At 72.7% G+C, this 19,334-nt stretch carries 14 protein-coding genes; 4 read left to right on the forward strand and 10 right to left on the reverse strand.

Going from position 1 to position 19,334, the window contains the following annotated elements; translation table 11 throughout:
• The first annotated feature begins 3 nt into the window (after positions 1 to 3).
• Both KIS93_RS48945 and KIS93_RS48950 read left to right on the forward strand, forming a co-directional pair.
• Entirely contained in the window at positions 4 to 1,305 is a 1,302-nt protein-coding gene (locus KIS93_RS48945) for an FAD-dependent oxidoreductase (RefSeq protein ID WP_230465513.1), read from the forward strand.
• Positions 1,289 to 2,446, forward strand: a complete 1,158-nt coding sequence (locus KIS93_RS48950) for a DUF6986 family protein (RefSeq protein ID WP_080042112.1) — start codon at positions 1,289 to 1,291, stop codon at positions 2,444 to 2,446. The genes KIS93_RS48945 and KIS93_RS48950 overlap by 17 nt, the downstream gene beginning before the upstream one ends.
• Before the next feature lie 7 nt (positions 2,447 to 2,453).
• On the opposite strand, the gene KIS93_RS48955 is transcribed toward KIS93_RS48950, so the two are convergent.
• From KIS93_RS48955 to KIS93_RS67960, 5 genes are all read right to left on the reverse strand, one after another.
• Positions 2,454 to 3,134 carry a copper homeostasis protein CutC gene (locus tag KIS93_RS48955; RefSeq protein WP_080042113.1) on the reverse strand — a complete coding sequence of 227 codons (681 nt, stop codon included), beginning with the start codon at positions 3,132 to 3,134 and terminating at the stop codon, positions 2,454 to 2,456.
• Positions 3,135 to 3,233: 99 nt separating this feature from the next.
• Complete coding sequence (locus KIS93_RS48960) at positions 3,234 to 4,451, reverse strand: S8 family peptidase (protein ID WP_080042114.1); 1,218 nt, start codon at positions 4,449 to 4,451, stop codon at positions 3,234 to 3,236.
• A gap of 98 nt (positions 4,452 to 4,549) precedes the next feature.
• Positions 4,550 to 6,562 (reverse strand): NACHT domain-containing protein, encoded by a 2,013-nt coding sequence (locus KIS93_RS48965; RefSeq protein WP_186404860.1) that lies wholly within the window; start codon positions 6,560 to 6,562, stop codon positions 4,550 to 4,552.
• 243 nt (positions 6,563 to 6,805) lie between these two features.
• The gene (locus tag KIS93_RS48970) at positions 6,806 to 8,011 is read right to left on the reverse strand and encodes a YcaO-like family protein (RefSeq protein ID WP_186404861.1); all 1,206 of its coding nucleotides are present in this window, start codon (positions 8,009 to 8,011) and stop codon (positions 6,806 to 6,808) included.
• A gap of 37 nt (positions 8,012 to 8,048) precedes the next feature.
• Positions 8,049 to 8,171 (reverse strand): hypothetical protein, encoded by a 123-nt coding sequence (locus tag KIS93_RS67960; protein WP_268966889.1) that lies wholly within the window; start codon positions 8,169 to 8,171, stop codon positions 8,049 to 8,051.
• Between the two features lie 205 nt (positions 8,172 to 8,376).
• Between KIS93_RS67960 and KIS93_RS48975 the strand changes: the two genes are divergently transcribed.
• Positions 8,377 to 10,431, forward strand: coding sequence for a trypsin-like serine peptidase (locus KIS93_RS48975; protein WP_230465514.1), 2,055 nt, complete (start codon positions 8,377 to 8,379; stop codon positions 10,429 to 10,431).
• Positions 10,428 to 11,471 (forward strand): endonuclease/exonuclease/phosphatase family protein, encoded by a 1,044-nt coding sequence (locus KIS93_RS48980; protein WP_222107917.1) that lies wholly within the window; start codon positions 10,428 to 10,430, stop codon positions 11,469 to 11,471. The genes KIS93_RS48975 and KIS93_RS48980 overlap by 4 nt, the downstream gene beginning before the upstream one ends.
• Here the strand turns inward: KIS93_RS48980 and KIS93_RS48985 are convergent.
• The 5 genes from KIS93_RS48985 to KIS93_RS49005 all read right to left on the reverse strand — a co-directional run bounded on the left by KIS93_RS48985 (position 11,458) and on the right by KIS93_RS49005 (position 19,253).
• On the reverse strand, positions 11,458 to 13,185 hold the full coding sequence (locus KIS93_RS48985) for a thiamine pyrophosphate-binding protein (protein ID WP_080042117.1): 1,728 nt from the start codon (positions 13,183 to 13,185) through the stop codon (positions 11,458 to 11,460). The genes KIS93_RS48980 and KIS93_RS48985 overlap by 14 nt on opposite strands.
• Entirely contained in the window at positions 13,182 to 14,570 is a 1,389-nt protein-coding gene (locus KIS93_RS48990) for a hypothetical protein (RefSeq protein WP_080042118.1), read from the reverse strand. Before KIS93_RS48990 ends, KIS93_RS48985 begins: the two co-directional genes overlap by 4 nt.
• Positions 14,571 to 14,583: 13 nt before the next feature.
• Complete coding sequence (locus KIS93_RS48995) at positions 14,584 to 17,499, reverse strand: peroxidase family protein (protein ID WP_080042119.1); 2,916 nt, start codon at positions 17,497 to 17,499, stop codon at positions 14,584 to 14,586.
• A 210-nt stretch (positions 17,500 to 17,709) separates the two neighbouring features.
• Complete coding sequence (locus KIS93_RS49000; protein ID WP_080042120.1) at positions 17,710 to 18,312, reverse strand: GNAT family N-acetyltransferase; 603 nt, start codon at positions 18,310 to 18,312, stop codon at positions 17,710 to 17,712.
• Positions 18,313 to 18,515: 203 nt separating this feature from the next.
• Positions 18,516 to 19,253 carry a GntR family transcriptional regulator gene (locus KIS93_RS49005; protein WP_080042121.1) on the reverse strand — a complete coding sequence of 246 codons (738 nt, stop codon included), beginning with the start codon at positions 19,251 to 19,253 and terminating at the stop codon, positions 18,516 to 18,518.
• Positions 19,254 to 19,334 lie beyond the last annotated feature (81 nt).

Here is a 19,334-nt window from a genome sequence, read left to right on the forward strand (position 1 = left end):
GGCGTGACGTTGCACGTGGCGGTCATCGGGTCGGGCCCTGCCGGGATCTACACGGCCGAGGCACTGGTCAAGCAGTCGTCGGAGCCGGTCGCGGTCGATGTGATCGAGCGACTGCCGACCCCGTACGGGCTGGTCCGGTACGGCGTGGCGCCCGACCACACCTCGATCAAGTCGATCGCGAACTATCTGCGCAAGGTGCTGGAGCTGCCGGAGGTGCGCTTCCTCGGCGGCGTCACGCTCGGCCGGGACGTGTCGGTCGAAGACCTGCTCGGCCTCTACGACGCGGTCGTCTACTGCACGGGCGCGATGGTCGACAGGAGGCTCGGCATCCCCGGGGAGGACCTTCCGGGCAGTGTGGCCGCGACCGACTTCGTCAACTGGTACTGCGGCCACCCCGACGTCGATCCTGGCCGGTTCACGCTCGACACCTCCGAGGTGGCCGTGATCGGGGTCGGGAACGTCGCCGTGGACGTCGTCCGCATGCTGGCCAAGGCCGCCGACGAGCTGCGCTCCACCGACGTGCCGCACGAGGCGCTGCAGCGGCTCGGCGAGAGCGAGGTGAAGGCCATCCACATGGTGGGGCGGCGCGGGCCCGAGCATGCCAAGTTCACCCTCAAGGAGCTGCGCGAGCTGGGCGAGCTGGCCAACGCCGACGTGTGCGTGCGCCCCGACGAGGCCGCCGTCCTCGGCGGCGACTTCCCGCGCCAGGTGCAGGGCAACATCAAGGTCGTGCGGGAGTGGGCGGCCCGCGAGCCGGTCGGCCGGCCGCGCCGCCTCGACGTGCGCTTCTGGCTGCGGCCCGTCGAGATCCTCGGCACGGAGCGGGTCGAGGGGCTGAAGCTCGAACGCACCCGCCTGGCGGAGGACGGCCGCGTGGTCGGCACCGGCCAGTTCGAGACGCTGCCGGTCGGCATGGTGCTGCGCTCGGTCGGCTACCAGAGCGTCCCGCTGCCCGGCGTGCCCTTCTCCGAGAAGACGATGACGGTGCCGAACGAGGCCGGGCGCGTGCGCGACCGCGAGTACGTCGCGGGCTGGCTCAAGCGCGGGCCGACCGGGGTGATCGGCACCAACAAGTCCGACGCGGCGGAGACCGTCCGCACCCTGCTCGCCGACCTCGACGGCGGCGCGCGGGCCGGCTCGGGCGGCATCGACACGCTGCTGGCCGAGCGCGGGGTCCGGCCGGTGAGCTACGACGACTGGCTGGCCATCGAGGCGGCCGAGGCGGAGCTCGCCCGCTCGCTCGACCGCGGCGAACGCGTCAAGCTCGTCGGTCTGGAGGCCATGCTCCGTGCCTTCCGTCCCTGAGCCCTCCGTTCCTGGGGGCTTCGCGGAGACGTACCGGCTGCAGCAGGCCCGCTACCCCGAGCAGGGGCCGGGCTGGCAGCCGGTCCACACCGTGTACGTGCCGGCCGACCGCTTCTCCGCCCGCACGGTCGCCGAGTGGGGCGAGCGGGCGCTGTCGCTGCTCAAGGCGCACCTGGCGGGCCCCGACGAGGTGGCCGAGGTGTTCGACGTGCCGTCCGGGCTGGCCGGCGTGGTGCACGAGATGGTCCTGCGCAAGCTGTCGACCGAGCCGGTGGAGGACCTGCGCGTCGACTTCGAGGACGGCTACGGCGTGCGGCCGGGCCCCGTCGAGGACGGCCACGTGGCGCAGGCCGTCGAGGCGGTCGCCGCGCTGCACGCCGCCGGGGCGCTGCCGCGCCGCTGGGGGCCGCGGGTGAAGTCGTTCGCCGACGGGGACCCGGCGCGGTCGGTGCGCACGCTCCACCTGTTCCTGGCGGGGGTGGTGGAGCGGGTGGGCGAGTTGCCCGGCGGGTTCACGGTGACCTTCCCCAAGGTGCTCATGGAGGGCTATCTCGGGCAGTTCGCGCAGGTGCTGGGCGAGCTGGAGGCGGAGCTCGGGGTCCGGCTGCGGTTCGAGATGCAGGTGGAGGCGCCGCAGACGCTGCCGTTCCTGCGCGGCGACCTGAACGAGTCGCTGGGCGGGCGGCTGGCGGCGGCGCACTTCGGCGTCTTCGACTACACGGCCGCGCTGGGGCTGCCGCCGCACGAGCAGCGGCTCGACCATCCGGCCTGCGACCACGCGCGGCACGTCATGCAGACGGCGTTCGCGGGCACGGGGGTGGAGCTGTCGGACGGGTCGCTGGCCGCCGCGCCCGCCTCCGATCGCGCGGGCGACGTGCACGGGCTGTGGCGGCGGCACGCCGAGCTGGTCCGCCACTCGTTGCGGCACGGCTTCTACCAGGGCTGGGACATGCATCCGTCGCACCTGGTGAGCCGGTTCGCCACCGTCTACGCCTTCCACCTGGCGCGCTACGACTCCTACCGGGAGCGGGTGCTGGCCTGGGAGGAGCGGCGCTCGGCCGGGGGCGGCGTGATGGACGAGCCGGCCACGATCCGCACCCTGGCCGCGGCCCTGCGCCGCGCGGACGCCGCCCTGCCGTGACGCGCGCTCAGTCGCGTTCGACGAGGGCGCGCCACTGGCGGACCAGGCGCCACTCGACCGGGTCCGACCAGCTCGCCCGCACCGCCGAGCCGACGTGGAAGGCGCGGATGCCGTAGTCGAGCAGGGCCGGCACGTGCGCGGGCCGCAGGCCGCCGCCGGCGAGCACGATGGAGCCGTCGCCGGCGTCGGCGCGCGCCTTCAGCACGGGCAGGCCGTCGCCGACGCCGGTGGGCGCGCCGGAGGTGAGCACGGTGGCGAGGTTCGGCAGCAGCCGCACGGCCCGCCAGGCGGCCTGGACGTCGGCGGCGTGGTCCACGGCGCGGTGGAACGTCCACGGCAGCGGCGAGACCGCGTGGATGAGCGCCTCCGTGGCGGTCAGGTCCACCGCCCCCGCACCATCGAGGAAGCCGAAGACGAACCCGGCCGCACCCGCCTGCTTCAGCTCCTTGGCGTCGCGGCTGAGCCGCTCGACGACGTCGGGGTCGGCGGCGAAGCCGGCGTCGCAGCGCAGCATCACCATCTGGGGCAGGGGGCACTCGGCGGCGATGGCGGCGACCGTCTCCGGTGCGGGCGTCAGCCCGTCGGCCGCCATGTCTGCCACGATCTCCAGGCGGTCGGCTCCGCCCTGTTCGGCGGCCACGGCGTCGCGCACGTCGAGCGCGATCACCTCGAGCAGGGATCCGGTCATGCAGGAGAGGTTATATGGCGCTTTGCGCACTTGTGCCAGAGAGTTGACCTCAGCACGCACCCCGGACGGGGAACGACCGGCCCGCGGAACGCCCGGCGATCACGGGGCGCGCACCAGCCCGACGCCCCGGTCGGCCACGTCCACGCCGGAGGCCAGGGGGCTGACCACCGCACCGGCCAGCAGGCGCGCGACGACGGTGGACGCGCTCGCCGGCAGCGGCGACCTCATCACCTCCTCCCACCACAGCGCCGCCACGCCCGCGACGTGCGGCGTGGCCATGCTCGTGCCGCTCAGCGAACGCAGGCCGCCCCCGTTCCGCGCCGAGACCACGCCCACGCCGGGCGCGCTGATCTGCGGGAAGGTGTTGGAGAACGGCGCCACGACCAGCCCGTTGCCCGTGGGCGACTGCGCCAGCGCGCCCACCGCGATGACGCCCTCCGCCGCGGCCGGCAGCGACACGGCGATCTCGAAGTCCGGCCCGTTCTGCCGCTCGCTCTCGTTCCCCGCCGCCGCCACGACCACGGTGCCGGGCCCGACCGCCGAGCGCGCCGCCACCATCCGCATGAGCGCGTCGAAGAGCCGCAGGTTCGCCCGGTACGCCTCCAGCGCCAGCGACGTGGCGAACCTGGGCTGCCGCCCCATGTCGGTCAGCCGCTGCACCATGCCGGGGAAGTCGAACCCCAGGGACATCGAGATCACCTGGGCGCCCTGGTGCAGCGCCCACTCCAGGCCGCGCAGCAGCGCTTCGGTGTCGCCGCTCCCGTCGTCGGCGAGCACCTTGCCGATCAGCGCCCGGGTCACGCCCGGGGCGACGCCGATGCGCGTGCCCTCGACCGCCCGGCCGAAGATCGTGCCCGCGCAGTGCGTGCCGTGCCCCTGCTTGTCGCCCACGCCCGAGCCGCTGAAGTCCTCCTGGATGAGGGTTACCCCGGTGAAGGCGGGGTGGGCGGAGTCGATGCCGGTGTCGAGGACGGCCACGATCGTGTCCGCTCCCGTCCTCGTCGTGACGTCGGCGCCCACGGCCTTGACACCCCACGTCGCCGCGGCGGCGGCCGCTTCGGCCTCCGCCCGCCCGTCGGCCGCGTCCTCGATCGGCTGGACGAGCGTGGTGGGCATGACCGGCGCCACCGCCCGTACCTCCGGATCGCGTGCGACGTCGCGCAGCTCGTGCTTGCTGAGCTCGGCCACCTCCACGTGCGGCTCGCTGCCGGCGGCCGGCGCCTGCGGCGGCACGGGGCCGCCCGCCCGCGCCGACTCCAGCGGACTCGCCGTGCGCACGCCGCTCATGTCGCGCAGCACGCTGTATCTCTCACCCATGGCCTTCTCCTCCCCTCGGTCCTCCGGCCCCCTCGGGAACAGTGCCCTGGCCGGTTCCACCGGCGGCCAAGCCGCGGTGAAATGCCCCCCAACAGGGCTCAGGCGAGCGGTACCGGCTCCCGGTGCCGATGCTTCTTCTCCGCGAGCTGGCGGGCCAGGTGCTCCTGCAGCTCGACGTGCCGGAACTGGTAGTACGGCCCCTCCGTACGCAGCAGGCCGAGGCGGTGCGCGTCGTCCAGGAAGTTCATCGCCCGCAGCGGCAGGCTGCCCCTGGTGGCCAGGCGCGGCACGGTGAGGTTGTAGGCCAGCCAGGCGTGGTGGCGGCCCACCAGCAGCCCGATCAGCACGCCCACCAGGCCGCACGCGAGGCCCACAGGGAAGCTGAGCCCCGTCCCCCACACGACGAACGCCCCGATGACGCCGACCGCGAGCCCGCCGGCGATCCTGATGGCCGTCAGGTTGCGGTCGGCCAGCCAGGTCGAGCGCGGAGAGCGCGCGCTGGCGTCCGTGGCCGGCCGCTCGACCCACTGGACCAGGCTGAGCACGACGACGAACCCGATGCCCGACAGCAGCCCGACCTGTCTCGCGGCCGTCATGCCCATGTGCGGGTCCCGCAGCAGCGTGCCCGTCAGCCACCCGATGACCGCGCCCAGGACGCCGACGAGGATCCCCGCGGGCAGCGCCTTGACCAGGCCGAGGATCATGCCACGCAGATGGAAGTCCGCGTGCCCCGGCGCCTCCCTGAACCAGGAGCCGGTCGTGAGCACGATCAGCAGCATCGACAGCACGCCGAACCCCACGCCGACGACCGGGACGCCGCCCAGGACGGCGCAGACCAGGGCCACCACGGCCCCGACCGCGATGCCGCTGCCCCACCGCACCGGCCAGGTGGAGATGTGGCGGGCCAGGTGCCACCACGCCAGGTCCCGCGTGTCCACCTCGCTCGCGGACAGCTCGCGGCACAGGTACGTCAGCCAGCGGTCCACCTGCTCCGGCGTCCACGCGTGCTGCGGGCGGAAGGGCTGCGCGGGGCCGTCGGCCGGTGGGCGGGCGCTGACCAGGGCGGGGATGAGCTCGTCGCACAGGTGGTCGTGCAGCTCGGCGGCGCTGCCCTTCCCGTACTCCAGCAGCGGCGCCGGATCGGCGCGGGTGGCGATGTAGGTCACGCGGACCAGCCACAGCCCCAGGGACGTCGAGGTCACCTGGGCCAGGGCGGGGGCGGCGCCCGTGCGCAGCGCGTGCAGCACCTGCGACCAGGCGGGACGCGGCACCGGGGGCAGGCACGCCTCCAGGTAGTCGGCCGCGGCGACGGCGTCCATGGGTTGCGGCTCGATGACCGCCGACGCCGTCAGGACGTCGCCGAGCTCGTCGACCGACTCGGCGAACTGCTCCGTGCGGCAGGTGAGGATGAGCTCGTCGTTCTCGCACAGGGAACGGTTCAGCGCGCGCAGCATGTCGGTACGGGCGTGGTCGGGCAACTCGTCCAGGCCGTCGATGACGGGCAGCAGCTCGCCGCGGGCCGCCAGCGCCTCGGGGATGCCGGGGCCGAGCGCCTCCGCGCGCAACGCGGGATAGTCCATCGCCAGGAACGCGGCCAGCCAGTCCTGCAGCCGCGGGTGGACCCGCTCGTCCCAGCGGGCGGCCGAGACGAGCACCGGGACGCGCTCGCCCGGCTCCCGGGTGCGCAGCAGTTCGAGGAGCAGTTGCACGGCCAGGGTCGTCTTCCCGGTGCCCGGCCCGCCCAGGATGACCAGCCGCCGGCAGGGCAGGGCCCGGAACCCGCACGCCATGTCCTTGATGTGCATCGGCAGGCCGGGGAAGGCGACGGCGCCCTTGGCGATGATCCCCGGATGGTCGACGAGCTCGCGCCGTTCCGTGGACCGCCAGGGCAGCGGCATCGGTTCCGGGTCGCCCAGCGAGCGCAGGACCGTCTCCTCGCGCCACTGCTCGGACACCAGGCCGGCGAGAATGTCCTTCGCGGTGTCGATGTCGGCGGAGGTGGGAGCGCGGGCCGGCGCGCGGTGCTCGCGCCACCAGGACAGGAGCTGGCGCACGCCGCTGCCGAGCGTGACCACGCTGGTGACCGTCGCCACGAACGTGGCGAATCCCACCACTAGCCCGTTCTGAGCGGACAAGCGTCCCGAGACGGCGAGAAGTCCGACGCCCATGGCGAGAAGCAGGAGACCCCAGAAGAGCACCCCGACCGCGCGCGACTTCCGGTGCGCATATTGTCCAGACATAATTCCAGTATGTGAAGAATGGCCCCCCAGAAAGGGTCGGCACATGCACGCCTGCGGCAAAACCGGTCCCCGTCGTCCAGTGGAACGCCAAGCGTGCGACAGCGATCCGGAAACTCACCGGACCGCCCGGGACGCCCTCGGCCCGGGAACGACGAGATTTCCGTCGGTAATGAGCATGAAACGCTCCAGGCCCGGCACCATGACGTGCACGGCGACCACGCACCCCGGCACGGCCCGCACCGTCCGCGCGTAGACCCGCAACCCCCGCGCCGCCAGCATCGCGCACACCGCCCGTAGCTGCGCCCCGGGCGCCGCCATCACCGGCCCGCCGTCGGGGAGGGGCACCACGCGCCCCCGGCGCAGCACCTCGGTGAGCTCGAACCGCCCGCAGGCCGCCAGGGCGGGGTAGGCGGCCGGCGCCGCCTGATCGCCGCGTGAGCCCCCTCCTAGCTCCTCGCCCAGGGTGGTCTGGACGAGCTCGGTGAGGGCGCGCCAGGCGGCATGGGCGGGGCTCAGGGAGGTGCCGGTGCCGCGCCGGTGCGGGCGGCCGCAGGCGGGGGCCGTGTACGCCAGCATGCTCGGCGCCCCGAGGTCGGTGGTGATGTCCAGCAGGTGCACCGGGGATCCGGTCAGTTCCGCCGCCACCGCGTACGCCCTGGCGGCGGGCCCCGGCAGCGTCCCGGGGTCGACGAGCCTGGGCCGGAACGGGCGCCCGCACAGGAAGGCCCGGACCAGCAGCAGGGACAGGGCGTCGCGCTCGATCGTCTCGTTGAGTGCGTGCAGCACCGCCTCGGCGGCGGTGACGCCGACGGCCGAGCCGCTGTTGCAGCTGTACCGCATGAGGTGGGTGTAGTCGCTGTCGTCGCCGGCCCGCTCGCGCAGCGGCGCGGCCCCGGCCTCCAGGTACCAGGGCGCGGACAGGAACAGCGGCACGAGAGCGTCGTCCCCGCCGTCGAGGGCGCGGTATCGCCGGCAGGCCATCCGCCGTCCGGGCATGGGGGCCAGCAGCGGGGCGCAGGCGTCCGCGCGCAGCGGACCGGCGGCGAGCGCGGCCGGAGCGGCGGGCTCCACGGCGTCCGGGTCGAAGCAGGCGGGGCCGGTCAGGTGGTGCTCGATGGCCTCGAACAGCGCGCCGAGGCGGGCCTCGTCGAGGGCGCCCTTGCCCATCCCGGACGCGACCGGCGCCGAGCCCGTCCCGTCGAGCAGCCCGCACCACCAGGCGGCCGGATCACGGCCGCCGCCCACGTCCACGAGCCGCGCCCGCAGGCCCAGCGCGGCGAGTGCCGCCACCGAGCGCCGGCCGGCCTCGGCGAGCGGCACCTCCCGCTCCACCGGGCAGCGCGCGCGGCGGGCTGGTCTACCCCTCCTCATCCCCGGCCGCGGCCGTCAGCTCCTCCAGGCGGGCGAGCTCGGCCTCGGTGAGGTGCTGATCGCACCGGTCGAGGGAGGCGACGGAGACGTAGTCGACGACGTTTCCCATGAGGCTCCCCTTTCTCCTCGCTTCTCACGGTAGCCAGGCCGGGCCGGAGGACCAGAAAGGAATGAATAAGCCATTCCCACGATATTTTTAACCACCGAAAAATGCGGCAACAAGCGGTCAATTACCTGCCGGACAACTGGACGGCGACGGAAAGCGACGCACACATTCGAAAGGAGAGGCCTGCTTCGGAAGAGAACGGCTGGCGATGATGGAAATATCGACGGAAGTCGGCGAGAGCAGGGTGCGGCAGACCAGGGCCGCCGCCGAGCGGTACCGCTGGAGCGGCTCCGAACGCGACGAGGCGTGGCGCAGGCGCGAGCGGGGCGAGGCGTTCCCCGACTCCCCGGAGATGCTGGCCGCCCGCACCGCCCGCCTCATCCAGCGCAACGGGCTGCCCGTCGAGGCGGCGCTGGAGGCGACCAGAACTGACGCCCTCGACCAGCCCCAGATGTACGAGCGCATCCTCGGGGTGGCCAAGGACCTGCAGTCGTGGAGCTTCCTGCCCCGAGGCGCGCGGGCCGCGCGGACGGTCGCCCGGATCTGCGTCGCCGAGAACGGCCGCGAGATCCCGATCGGCACCGGTTTCCTGGTCTCGCCCAGGCTGCTGCTCACCAACCATCACGTGCTGCCCGACGCCACGGCGGCGGCTTCGGTGATCGTGGAGTTCGACGCCCAGGTCACCGTGGACAACACTCCTGAGGTCTCGCGGCGGTTCGTCCTGGCTCCCGAGGTGTTCTTCGTGGCCGACAGCGCCCTCGACTTCGCCCTCGTGCTCGTCCGCCCCGACGCCGACGGCCGCCAGGCCGGCGACACGTTCGGCTGGAACCGGCTCAGCGTCCAAACCGGCAAGCTGGTCATCGGCGAGCCGGTCAACATCATCGGGCATCCCAGCGGCCGGCTGAAGGAGATCTCCATCCGGGAGAACCGGCTGGAGGCGCGCCTGGACGAGTTCCTCCACTACCAGACCGACACCGAGCCGGGGAACTCCGGCTCCCCGGTCTACAACGACCAGTGGGAGGTCACGGCCCTGCACCACAGCGGCGTGCCGAGGACGGACGACCAGGGACGCATCCTGCGCCGCGACGGCCAGCCCTGGCGCGAGGGGGACGGTGACGACGCCGTCGACTGGGTCTCCAACGAGGGCGTGCGGATCAGCGTCATCCTCAAGCACCTGGCCGCCCTGCCCCTCGACGAGGCCCGGCGCGCCTGTCTGACGGAGATGGGGCCGGAGTCCGGGCTCGGGGCCGTCACCGTCCCGCCGCCCGCCCCTCCGATGGACGAGCGGCCGGCCGTCGAGCCGGGCCCGCTCGCCACGACCCCGCGCACGGGCCTGCCCGCCGCCCCCGGCGCGTTCGGCGGGTCCAGGCATGTGGTCTTCCTGCACGGCCGCGGCCAGGAGGAGGGCGTCCCCGAGGTGTTGCGCCGGAACTGGGCCGCCGGGCTGAACGGCGGGCTCACCCGGGCGGGGCTGCCCACGATCGAGCCGGCCGACGTCTGCTTCCCCTACTACGCGCACCGGCTGCTCCAGGCCATGCGGCCGGTGGAGGCCCTGCCTCACCCGCCGCACGGGGCCGTCGAGGCGGTGGCGCCGGCTCCCGGCTCCACCCGGCGGCTGTACGAGCAGCTGATCGTCGAGGCGGCGGGGCGGGCCGGCCTGCCGGGGGCGGGCCCGGGCAGCGCCGAAGGGCTGGGCGACTCCGTGCGGCGCGGCCTGAACTGGCTGGCCGACACCACCGACCTCGATCGCCTGTTCATCGCCGCCGTCTTCGCGGACGTCGCCGCCTACCTCGACGACCAGGGGGTGCGCGAGGCCGTCGTGGACTGCGTGCTCGGGGAGATGCCGCAGACCGGCCGGCTGGTGCTGGTCAGCCACAGCCTCGGCACCGTGGTGGCCATGGACCTGCTCACCCGGCTGGACCCGGCGGTGGAGGTGGAGCTGCTCGTCACCGCCGGCAGCCCGCTCGGTCTCGACGGCGTGCACCGGCGCCTGCTCACCGGCGGGCCCCGCCGGCCCGGCCGGGTGACGCGCTGGTTCAACGCCTGGTGCCCCATCGACCCGGTCGCCCTCGGCTGCCCGCTCGGCGACCGCTGGACGGACGGCCCCGAAGAGGTCGCCGTCGCCAACCCGGTGGGCCAGGCCCACGACATCGACGAATATCTCGCCCACCCCGAGGTGGCCCAGCCGATCGGGGCCGCGCTGCACGCGGCGGCTCCGGTGGCGGGCGCCGGGTCGGCGGCGTACGGAGGCGCGACGCCATGACGAATCTCAAGGTAGCGACGGTCAACGGCGAGTGGATGAACGACTGGTTCACCGCCGACGCCGAGACGGCGGCCTTCGTGCCGACGTTCTCCAAGGACGGTGAGCACGGGGTCACCGCGCAGGCCGCCGGCCGCCTGGCGGGGCTGATCTCGGCGCTCGACGCCGACATCGTCGCGCTGGTCGAGGCACCGAGCCGCCCGGCCGAGCTGAAGCTGTTCATCGACGAGTACCTGTCCGAGAACGGCCGCCCGGCCTACGACTTCGTGCTCGGCGACTCCGGCGGGAGCCAGAAGCTCGCCCTGCTGTTCAAACCCGGCCGGGTCGCGCTGTCCCTGACGCCCTCGTCGGAGGCGGGGCCGTTCATCGACCCGTGGCTGGCCGACGTGGACGGTGACGGGACGCTCAACGAGTACGCCTTCACCAGGAACCCGCTGTGCTGCGGGGCCGACGTGGACGGCGGCCGGCTGGGAGTGGTGGTCGCGCACCTGAAGTCCAACTTCATCAACCGGGGGCGCCAGCTGTGGCAGGATCCGGCGCGGCGCCTGGAGTTCGTCCGGGCCGCGCTGCGCAACCGGCGGCGGATCGCCAACGAGGCCATGCGCATCCGCCGGGCCATGGAGCGGCGCCTGGCGACCGAGCCGGAGGCGGCGATCATCGTGCTGGGCGACCTGAACGACGGCCCCGGCCAGGACTACTTCGAGGAGTTCTACCTCGCGCACAACGTCACCGACATCCTGGTCGGCTCGCCGTACCAGCCGGAGCGGCTGTTCGGCCACGCGCAGGCCGACGTCGAGGAGGAGCGGCGCTTCAGCGCCGTGTTCGACGACTTCGTCACCAAGGAGCCGAACCGGCACGTGCTGCTCGATCACATCCTCCTGTCGCCCGCCATGACGCACGGCGGCGCGCCGCTGACGAAGGTGCCGGGGTCGGGGCGCGTCGAGCACGACGCGTGGGCGGCCCAGCTCGACGGCGACGGCTCCGCCCGGGACCGGCGCGCCACCGACCACCGCCCGGTCAGCGTGCTGCTCACTCCCGCCTGACGTCGTCCCGGCCGCGCAGGCGCTCCTCGACGGCCTCCACCAGGCCGGCGATCACCCCGTGCGGCGAGGGGCTGTAGTGCGGGACCGCCCATCGCGTGATCCTGGCGTCGATCACCGTGGGGCGGCCCGAGCCGAGCGCCGAGCGGAAGGCGCTCTCGAACTCCTCGATCGTCTCCACCCGGTGCCCGTCGGCCCCGCAGGCCCGCGCGTAGGCGGCGAAGTCGGGGTTGCGGAACTCCACCAGGCCGCTCTCCCGGTACGCCGCGAGCTGGTAGAGCTTGATCAGCTTGAACTCCTGGTCGTCGAAGATGATCCAGATGACCGGGATGTCGTGCTCGACGGCGGTCATCAGCTCGAAGCCGGACAGCGCGTAGCAGCCGTCGCCGCAGCCGACCACGACCGTCCGGTCCGGGTGGGCGACCTTCACCCCGATCGCGCCGTTGACGTGCCCGGCCATCGGCCCGAACGAGCCGGCCTTGCGGAAGTTCTGGCCCTCCTCGACCTCCACGTAGTAGCCGAGCCACGCCAGGTGGGCGCCCGCGTCGGCCAGGAGGACGGCGCCCGCCGGCAGGAGCCGGCCGATCGCCTGCGCGAGCTCGCCCGGATGGATCCGGCCGGTCAGGTGGGTGATGTGCCTGCTCTCGTAGTCCTTGCCGGTCACGTCGGCGGCCGGTACGTCGCCGACCTTCCGCTCCAGCGCGTCGGCCAGCGCGGCGACCGCCGGGCGCGCGTCGGACAGCAGCGCGTGGTCGGGCGGGTACGCCTTGCGGAACTCGTTCTCGCAGATGTTGACGTGGATGAGCAGCTTGCCGTCGAACAGGTCCTGGCGGTAGCCGAAGGTGGCGTGCTGGTTCAGCGAGTTCCCGACGCACAGGACGACGTCGGCCTCCCTGAACGCCTTCCAGGCGCTCGCGTGCCCGCTGTCGGAGAAGACTCCCAGCGCGAGCGGGTGCGTCTCCGACACGATGCCCTTGCCGTCGAGCGTGGTCAGCAGCGGGATCTGAAACCGTTCGACCAGCCGCTTGATCTGCGGGCCGGCGCCGCTGCGGACGGCGCCGAACCCGGCGAGCACGACGATCCGCCGGCGCCGCGCGAGAGCGTCCGCGAGCACCGACGCGATCTCCTCGACGCGGGCCGGGTCGGGCGGGACGGGCGCGACGTCGAGCCGGACGGGCCGCCTGTTCCGGACCTCGACGCCGCGCTCGGTCAGGTCCAGGGGGACGTGGATGTGCACGGGGCCCGGCCGCCCCTCGAAGGCGCGGTTGACGGCCTCTTCGAGCACGTCGAAGGTGTCCTCGGCGGATTCCAGCAGGAAGGACTTCTTGGTCGTGGCGGCGAACATGGCCCGGGAGTCGGGTGTCCCGCCGAGGCCCGAGGTCTCGTTCAGCGAGCCCCAGCCCTGCCACTTCCTGGGCGCGTAGCCCGAGACCGCCAGGACCGGGTAGGAGTCGGACATCGCCATGGCCAGCCCCGAGAACAGGTTGAACGCGCCGGGCCCGGCCGTGGCGAAGCAGAAGCCCAGCTTCCCGCTGAACATCGCGTATCCGCACGCCATGAACGACGCCGCCTGCTCGTGGCGGGTGATGATCGGCCGGATCCGCCGCGAGTGCTTCAGCGCCAGCATCAGGCCCGCGGCGTTCTCCCCTGCTCCCCCGAAGGCGGCCTCGACGCCGACGTCCTCCAGCCCGGCGACGATGGCCTCGTAGACCTTCACTGACGTGCTCCGTCCCCGTGCCAGCGTGCGTCATGCCGCCGATGGGCGTCGGTCGTCCCGTCGGCGAAGAAACGCTCGTAGTACTCGGTCTCGACGTGATGGGTCTGCAGCCAGATGCCGGGCACGTGGATGGCGTCGGCGTGGGCGGGGAAGCGGCCGTGCGTCTCGTGGATGTAGACGCAGACGTCCCGCGCGCAGTCGATCACCTCCTGCTCGTACGCGCTCGCCTCGGCCAGGTAACGCCGCCCGTAGTCGCCCTTGTAGATGCGGGCGAACGTCGCCTCGTCGGTGTAGATGCCGCCGGGGCCGAACTTGGCCCGTACGACGTGGTCCACGGCCGCCTCCATCGACGGGAAGTTGGGCGGGCAGGCGGCCCTGATGAGCTGCTCCCCGTTCACCCGCAGGCCCACGGGGTGGGAGCGCAGCGTGGCGTACCTGGGCAGCGGCACGTGCCAGCGCAGGACGTCGGCGAGGCGGAAGCGCGGCGTGACGAAGTCGAAGCCGAGCATCCGGCCGTAGGCGCGGGAGAACTTCGGGTCGCCCAGCATGATCTGCGGATGGATGGTGCCGTGGATCCAGGCGCCGAGCCCCATCGCGTCGGCGGTCAGCATCAGGTTCTGCATGAGCAGGTCCGCCTCGATCTGGACGCGCATCGTGCCCATGGCGCCGAGCGGCACCTTGACGTCCGGGTTGAGGAACCCGTTCTTGACCCATTTGGCGACGCCCGCCGGCCGGTAGAGGTTGCGGTCGTCGACGAACGTCGGCCTGGCCCCCTCCGGCTGGGTGAGCAGGAACATCAGGCAGTTGATGTACTGGTGGGAGAGGTCCACCACGGGCAGGAAGATCGTGCTGCCGGGGAGGTTCGACAGGAACCGGTTCGCGTCGAGGTAGGCGGGGAAGTCCCGCCGCCCCTCGGCCACGTCGAGCCGGTGGCTGAGCACCCGCACCTTGGCCTGGCGGGCCCGCTCGATCAGCGCTTCGGCGGTGAAGGGCAGGGCGGCGGCGGGCGGGAGCTTCCTCAGGTAGTACGTGCCGGTGTCGTTGATCATGAAGAAGTGGGTGCCCTGGGCGTTGTCGGGGCTGCCCGCCGTCCGGCCGGCCATCGTGAGGTTGGGCTTGGCCATGATCGGGTCGCCGTCCCGCGGATCCTCGAACGGCCGGTCCGGCATGGTCAGGCCGGAGCAGCCGGTGAGCGCGATGAGCAGCGCCTCCTCCAGCTCCGTCAGCGGCATCGGCGGATGCGGCGACCGGTAGCTCATCGAGCCGGCCGGCACGGACGCGCCGCGGCTGACGCGGTGCGTCCGGCGTTTCCAGATGGTCTCCAGCAGCGGCCGGGCCAGGAGCGCTTCCAGCCCTTCCTGCCTGGTGGCCGGCTTGACGTCCATGATCGGCTCGCTTTCAGTCGGGCGTGGTGCCGGTGTTCGCCTCCGGCCTGGCCGGGCGCCACGGCGCGAAGGCGCTGGTGGTCCTGGGCAGCACCGCCGCCAGCCCGGGGCAGTGCCGCAGGATGACGCTCGTCATGCCGTTGCGGGCGACCCAGTCCATCCCCAGCGGGGTGTAGATCTCGGGACGGAAGTCGACGGTGAGGAAGCGGTCGCTCTGCAACCGGCGGCTGGCCATGAGGATGAAGATGCGGAACGCCGTGTCGCTGAAGCCGAAGCGCTCGGGCGGGTTCTCCGCGAAGAGCCCGACCATCGTGTCGATGTCGTCGACCGAGCGGTAGACGTCCCGCAGCCGCGCCAGGCAGTCGGGGTTGGTGGTGAGGTCCTCGAAGCGGCGCAGGCGGGGCCGGTGCAGGCCGGCGCGGAAGTCGTTGTAGCGCGGCACGGCGCGGCGGCGCGTGCGCACCAGGTCGACCACGGACAGGTCGATGATCTCGCCCTCCCGCTCGAACGCCTGCAGCGCGCGCGGGAAGTTGCGCAGCGTGATCGCTCCGGGATGGGCGATGCCGAGCGAGTACAGCGCGTTGGCCAGGCCGGTGCGGCGCATGACCGGCTCGGTGGCGGCGCCCTGGAGGTCGTGGAAGCCGAGGCTCTCCAGCCGCCGCCCGGTCCGGTGGTCGGCCAGCTCGTAGTCGTCCGGGATCAGCGGGTGCATGCGGTAGACGGTGACGAAGTCCTCGGTGAGCGAGTAGGGCGTGCCGTGGTGGTCGGGCAACGTCCCCGGGATGCCGGTGAGCGCGTGCGCGTCGGCCAGCCACAGCCCGAGATGGGTCAGCCAGCTCTTCGGCGGCCCCTGCCAGTTGGCCTTCAGGCCGATGTCGATCAGCTCGGTGGCGAGGATGGCGGGGGTCCACTCCACGGTGTGGATCTTCGCGATGAGGGCGGAGACCACGAGCCTGGCCGTGTGGTACACGGACTCCTCGTCCATGCCGGGATACTCCTCGCGCAGGGCGCGGCACACGGCGTTGTGCTCGCGGGCGAAGAGCGTGTGCATGACGCTGAGCCCGAGCCACCAGTTGTTGCGGAACCCGGTGATCGGGATGCCGTCGGGCCCCGGCACCAGGTGCCCGTTCTCCAGGCGCAGCGACGCGTCGCCGTCCGGCTCGCGCAGGGACTTCGCGACGCTCTCGTCCCCGCCGTAGACCTCCGAGCCGTCCCACCAGTGGGAGGCCGCGTTGGCCGACAGGATGGGCGGCCCCGTCCCGCCGGCCGGGCGCAGGTCCTCGTTGTCGGCGAAGCGCATCACGCGCTCCGGCGCGCCTCCCGGGGTGTTGGTCCACGTCATGCCGTACGGGAGCGGCACCTCGACGCTGCCGGCCCCGGCCGGGCAGCGCTTGTGGTCCACCCAGTCGTGCACCTGGAACTGGATCCAGGCGGCGGCGATCACGTTGAGCGACCGCGCCGGGATGAAGCTGTCGCGGTGGAGCAGCTCCCTGCTGACGACGACCGGGTTCGGCTCGTCGAACAGGTCCGGCCGGTGGACGGGCCGCAGGTTGCGGCCGAAGGTCGCGCCGAGCGCGCCCATGGCGGGGTCGGACAGGTCGTTGTAGGTGCCGTCGTAGGTGCGCCTGACGAGCAGGCTCTCGTCGAGGGCCGGGGGCACGGGATGGGGCCGGGGCGGCGCCTGCCGCACCTCGGTGTCGAACAGGTTCTCGCGGCGCAGCACCTGCCGGATGGTCGCGACGTTGAGCAGGCCGATCCAGGTCGGCAGCCGGTGCCAGGGGACGAACCGGTTGAGGGCGCCGAACGCGCCGCGCAGCAGGGCGCCCGCGACGACGTTGCGTCTCGGCGTCGGCGTGACGAAGCGGCGCCCCCGGCGATGGGCGCTGCTCGCCTTGTAGGCGGCCTTGCGGGCGCGGTTCAGGTTGCCGAGGGGCCGGAAGGCGTCGGTGGTGTTCCACGGGTCGAAGGCGAGCTGGTCGATGCGGGCCGCGGCGGCGCGGGCGGCCGCGGTGCCGAGGTCCTGGCGCGGGATCGTCAGCGTGGCCACGGGGACGACGGGCACGTCGGCGTCGGGCCAGTCGGCGGCGCCGTTCTCGATGGGCGTGAGCCGGGCGTCCTCGTAACGCTGCACGCACAGCTCGAAGACGATGTCCTGCCTGGCCAGCCGGGCCGCCAGCTCGTGCGAGAGGTGGTCGGCGTCCCAGGGCGGCGGAGCGGGCACCGCCGGCGACACCGCGGCCGGCCTGAGACGGTAGCGGACCGGGCCGGCCTCGCCCCAGAGGATGGCGCTGCGGCTCCAGTACGTCTCCAGGGCGAGGCTGCGTACCTCGCGGCGGGCTCCGGCAAGCACGTTGCGCCGCATGCGGGCGGCGGTGGCCCAGCCCAGGGCCCACGGCAGCCTGACGTACAGCGCCAGGGCCCGGCGCACGGTGGTGTCCGCGCCGGCCATGACCCGCGCGAACACCACGAACTCGCGGGCGTTCGCGGCGTGGGAGACCGGATGGTTGGTCATGAGGAGGTCGTGCGCCTCCCCGTCCCCGGCCTGGATCCGCAGGGCCGCGCCCCTCAGGTCCGGGGCGGGGTCGGGCCGGCGGGCACCGCTCGCGTTCGACAGCCGGATGATGACCGGGTATTCGGCGCCGGGCTGCGCGAACCCGGTGCGCAGCTCCTGAGGCAGGGAGTCATGGAATCTCAGCGTGGCGTTCTCGACCCCCAGGATCGCCTTCGCGTGGAAGGTCCGGTCGATCCCGGACGCGCCGCCGCGCTCCTTGATCTTCAACTGGACGCGCATGAGGTCGTCGGCGAGCCGCTGGAGGATCACCCGCTCCGCCTCGGGCGAACCCCCGACGTAGCGCTCGTACCGCTCGGACGTGGGGCGTTCGCGCGCCGCCGGCCGCTCGCGGACGACACGCTCCTGCTGCTTGGCCATGTGACTTCCCCCGAGAGTGCGGCCACCGCGCTGGGCGGGATCTCCGTGCGCTATTCCCCCGCTCGTCGGGGCGACGCGCCCCTTCCCCCAGCGCTGCCCATTCTTGGGGAAATGGCTATCTTCCCTGATCATTCGCGGCATCGCGGCCCGGCGGCCTTCTCCACGCCACGCGGGCGGCGGGCCCGGCCGGAAGGCCGGGCCCCCACCAGGTCACGCGCTGATCAGCTCGGCGACCGTGAGGTCGCGGAAGACCGTGATCGGCACGTCCTCCGACGGACGCTGGAAGAGCGCCCCCGACGACCGGTGCGGCAGGTCCACCGTGCGTACGTGGCGGAAGCCGCGGTCACGGTAGTAGCCCTGCAGCCGCGGGTTGGCCTTGGCGCAGTCGAGGCGCAGCCAGGGCAGGCCCGCCGAGTAGGCCGACGCGCAGGCCCAGTCGAGCAGCGCGTCCCCGAGGCCGGAGCCCGACCAGGGGCGGGCGACGGCCAGCTTGTGGATGTAGAGCGCCGCCCCCGGGTCGTCGGCGGGGGTCCAGAACTCGGGGTCCGCGTGGTCGTCCAGGGCGATGGTGGCCACCGGCGGGGCCGCCTCGTCCGGGTCGAGGTACCTGAGCTCGTCGTCCAGCAGGAACAGCACCCGCTCCTCGATGAGCGGCTCGATCCGCTCGGGGCCGAAGCCGCCGCGGGGCCATTGCCGCACTCCCTGCGCGTGCAGCCACTCGGCGGTGTCGGCGAGCAGCGTGAGGACGCCGGGAAGGTCCGCGGGTTCCGCTCTGCGGAGGGAGAGCGGGTGAAGCAGGGTGTTTGTGTGCATAGTAGTACCCTTCGTTGCGTTGGGTGTTCGCGCCTGCGCGCAGCGTGATGACGCAATGTCGCGTAGGGGCGAAATGGGGCCTCAACCCGATATATATGGATAAATGGCGATTTAGGGGAGTATGCACGACTCCCCTAGGCCAGCGAGGCGGCTATTTCTCGCTGCGCCCGGCCGGCGGGATCACCCCTTCACCCACGAGCTCGTCAGCGGCGATCGAGCTCGTATCTGATCAGATGTTTGTCGGCTGGCAAAACCGACACGGCGACACGCACAGGCATGTCTGCCCCGTCGTACCCCACTCGCACGTACACCATGACTGGCGTACCGAGCTCGAGTTGGAGGCGTTCGGCCTCCTCCTGGTTGGGCATGCGCGCCCAGATGTCGTCCACGACGCGGACCTGCGCATGGCCCAGCTCTTCCAGCACCCGGTTCGCCCCTCGCGCGATGTCTCCGGGCCTGGCGATCTCGGAGTCGGCAACCAGATCGCGGGGGAAGTAGGAATCGTTGGTGTTGTACGGCTGTCCGTCCACGAAACGCAGACGGCGTCTCACCACCGCCAATTCCCCGTCGGCCAGCTCCAGCCTGCTGGCGATCTCCTCGACGGGAGACACCGTCAGCACCTCGATGTACTGGCTGGGGGCCCGGCCTTCCTGCCCGACGGCGTAGGCGAACGCCTCGCGCAGTTCCCCGCTGGGTTGCGGCTCCAGCTCCCGCTGCGGGTAGATCAGCAGCGGTCTGCGGTCTCTGACCACGGTGCCGCGCCGCGGCGTGCGCGTGACCAGACCCTCATTGACGAGTTCGCCGAGGGCCAGCCGCACCGTGTTCCTGCTCACCCCATGGTCTTCCATGAGCTGCGCCTCGGTCGGCAGCTGCGCCCCGGGGCCGAGGACACCCGAGTAGATGGCTCGTCGCAACTCCGAAGCCACCTGCTGATACAGCACCGACCTTGCCACTTTCACCCCTTTTGTTCCAACAATTTAGACGATCTGGTTCTAGCAGGCCACAACCCCTTGACCGAACCG

This window comes from [Actinomadura] parvosata subsp. kistnae, assembly GCF_900323885.1.
GTDB classification, from domain to species: Bacteria; Actinomycetota; Actinomycetes; order Streptosporangiales; family Streptosporangiaceae; genus Nonomuraea; species Nonomuraea composti.

What these genes read in the sequence shown, in the direction of transcription:
- KIS93_RS48955 (WP_080042113.1), bottom strand. Translation starts at nt 3,134, where the DNA reads ATGACCGGATCCCTGCTCGAGGTGATCGCGCTCGACGTGCGCGACGCC.
- KIS93_RS48960 (WP_080042114.1), bottom strand. Translation starts at nt 4,451, where the DNA reads ATGGGTGAGAGATACAGCGTGCTGCGCGACATGAGCGGCGTGCGCACG.
- KIS93_RS67960 (WP_268966889.1), bottom strand. Translation starts at nt 8,171, where the DNA reads ATGGGAAACGTCGTCGACTACGTCTCCGTCGCCTCCCTCGACCGGTGC.
- KIS93_RS48975 (WP_230465514.1), top strand. Translation starts at nt 8,377, where the DNA reads ATGATGGAAATATCGACGGAAGTCGGCGAGAGCAGGGTGCGGCAGACC.
- KIS93_RS48980 (WP_222107917.1), top strand. Translation starts at nt 10,428, where the DNA reads ATGACGAATCTCAAGGTAGCGACGGTCAACGGCGAGTGGATGAACGAC.
- KIS93_RS48990 (WP_080042118.1), bottom strand. Translation starts at nt 14,570, where the DNA reads ATGGACGTCAAGCCGGCCACCAGGCAGGAAGGGCTGGAAGCGCTCCTG.
- KIS93_RS48995 (WP_080042119.1), bottom strand. Translation starts at nt 17,499, where the DNA reads ATGGCCAAGCAGCAGGAGCGTGTCGTCCGCGAGCGGCCGGCGGCGCGC.
- KIS93_RS49000 (WP_080042120.1), bottom strand. Translation starts at nt 18,312, where the DNA reads ATGCACACAAACACCCTGCTTCACCCGCTCTCCCTCCGCAGAGCGGAA.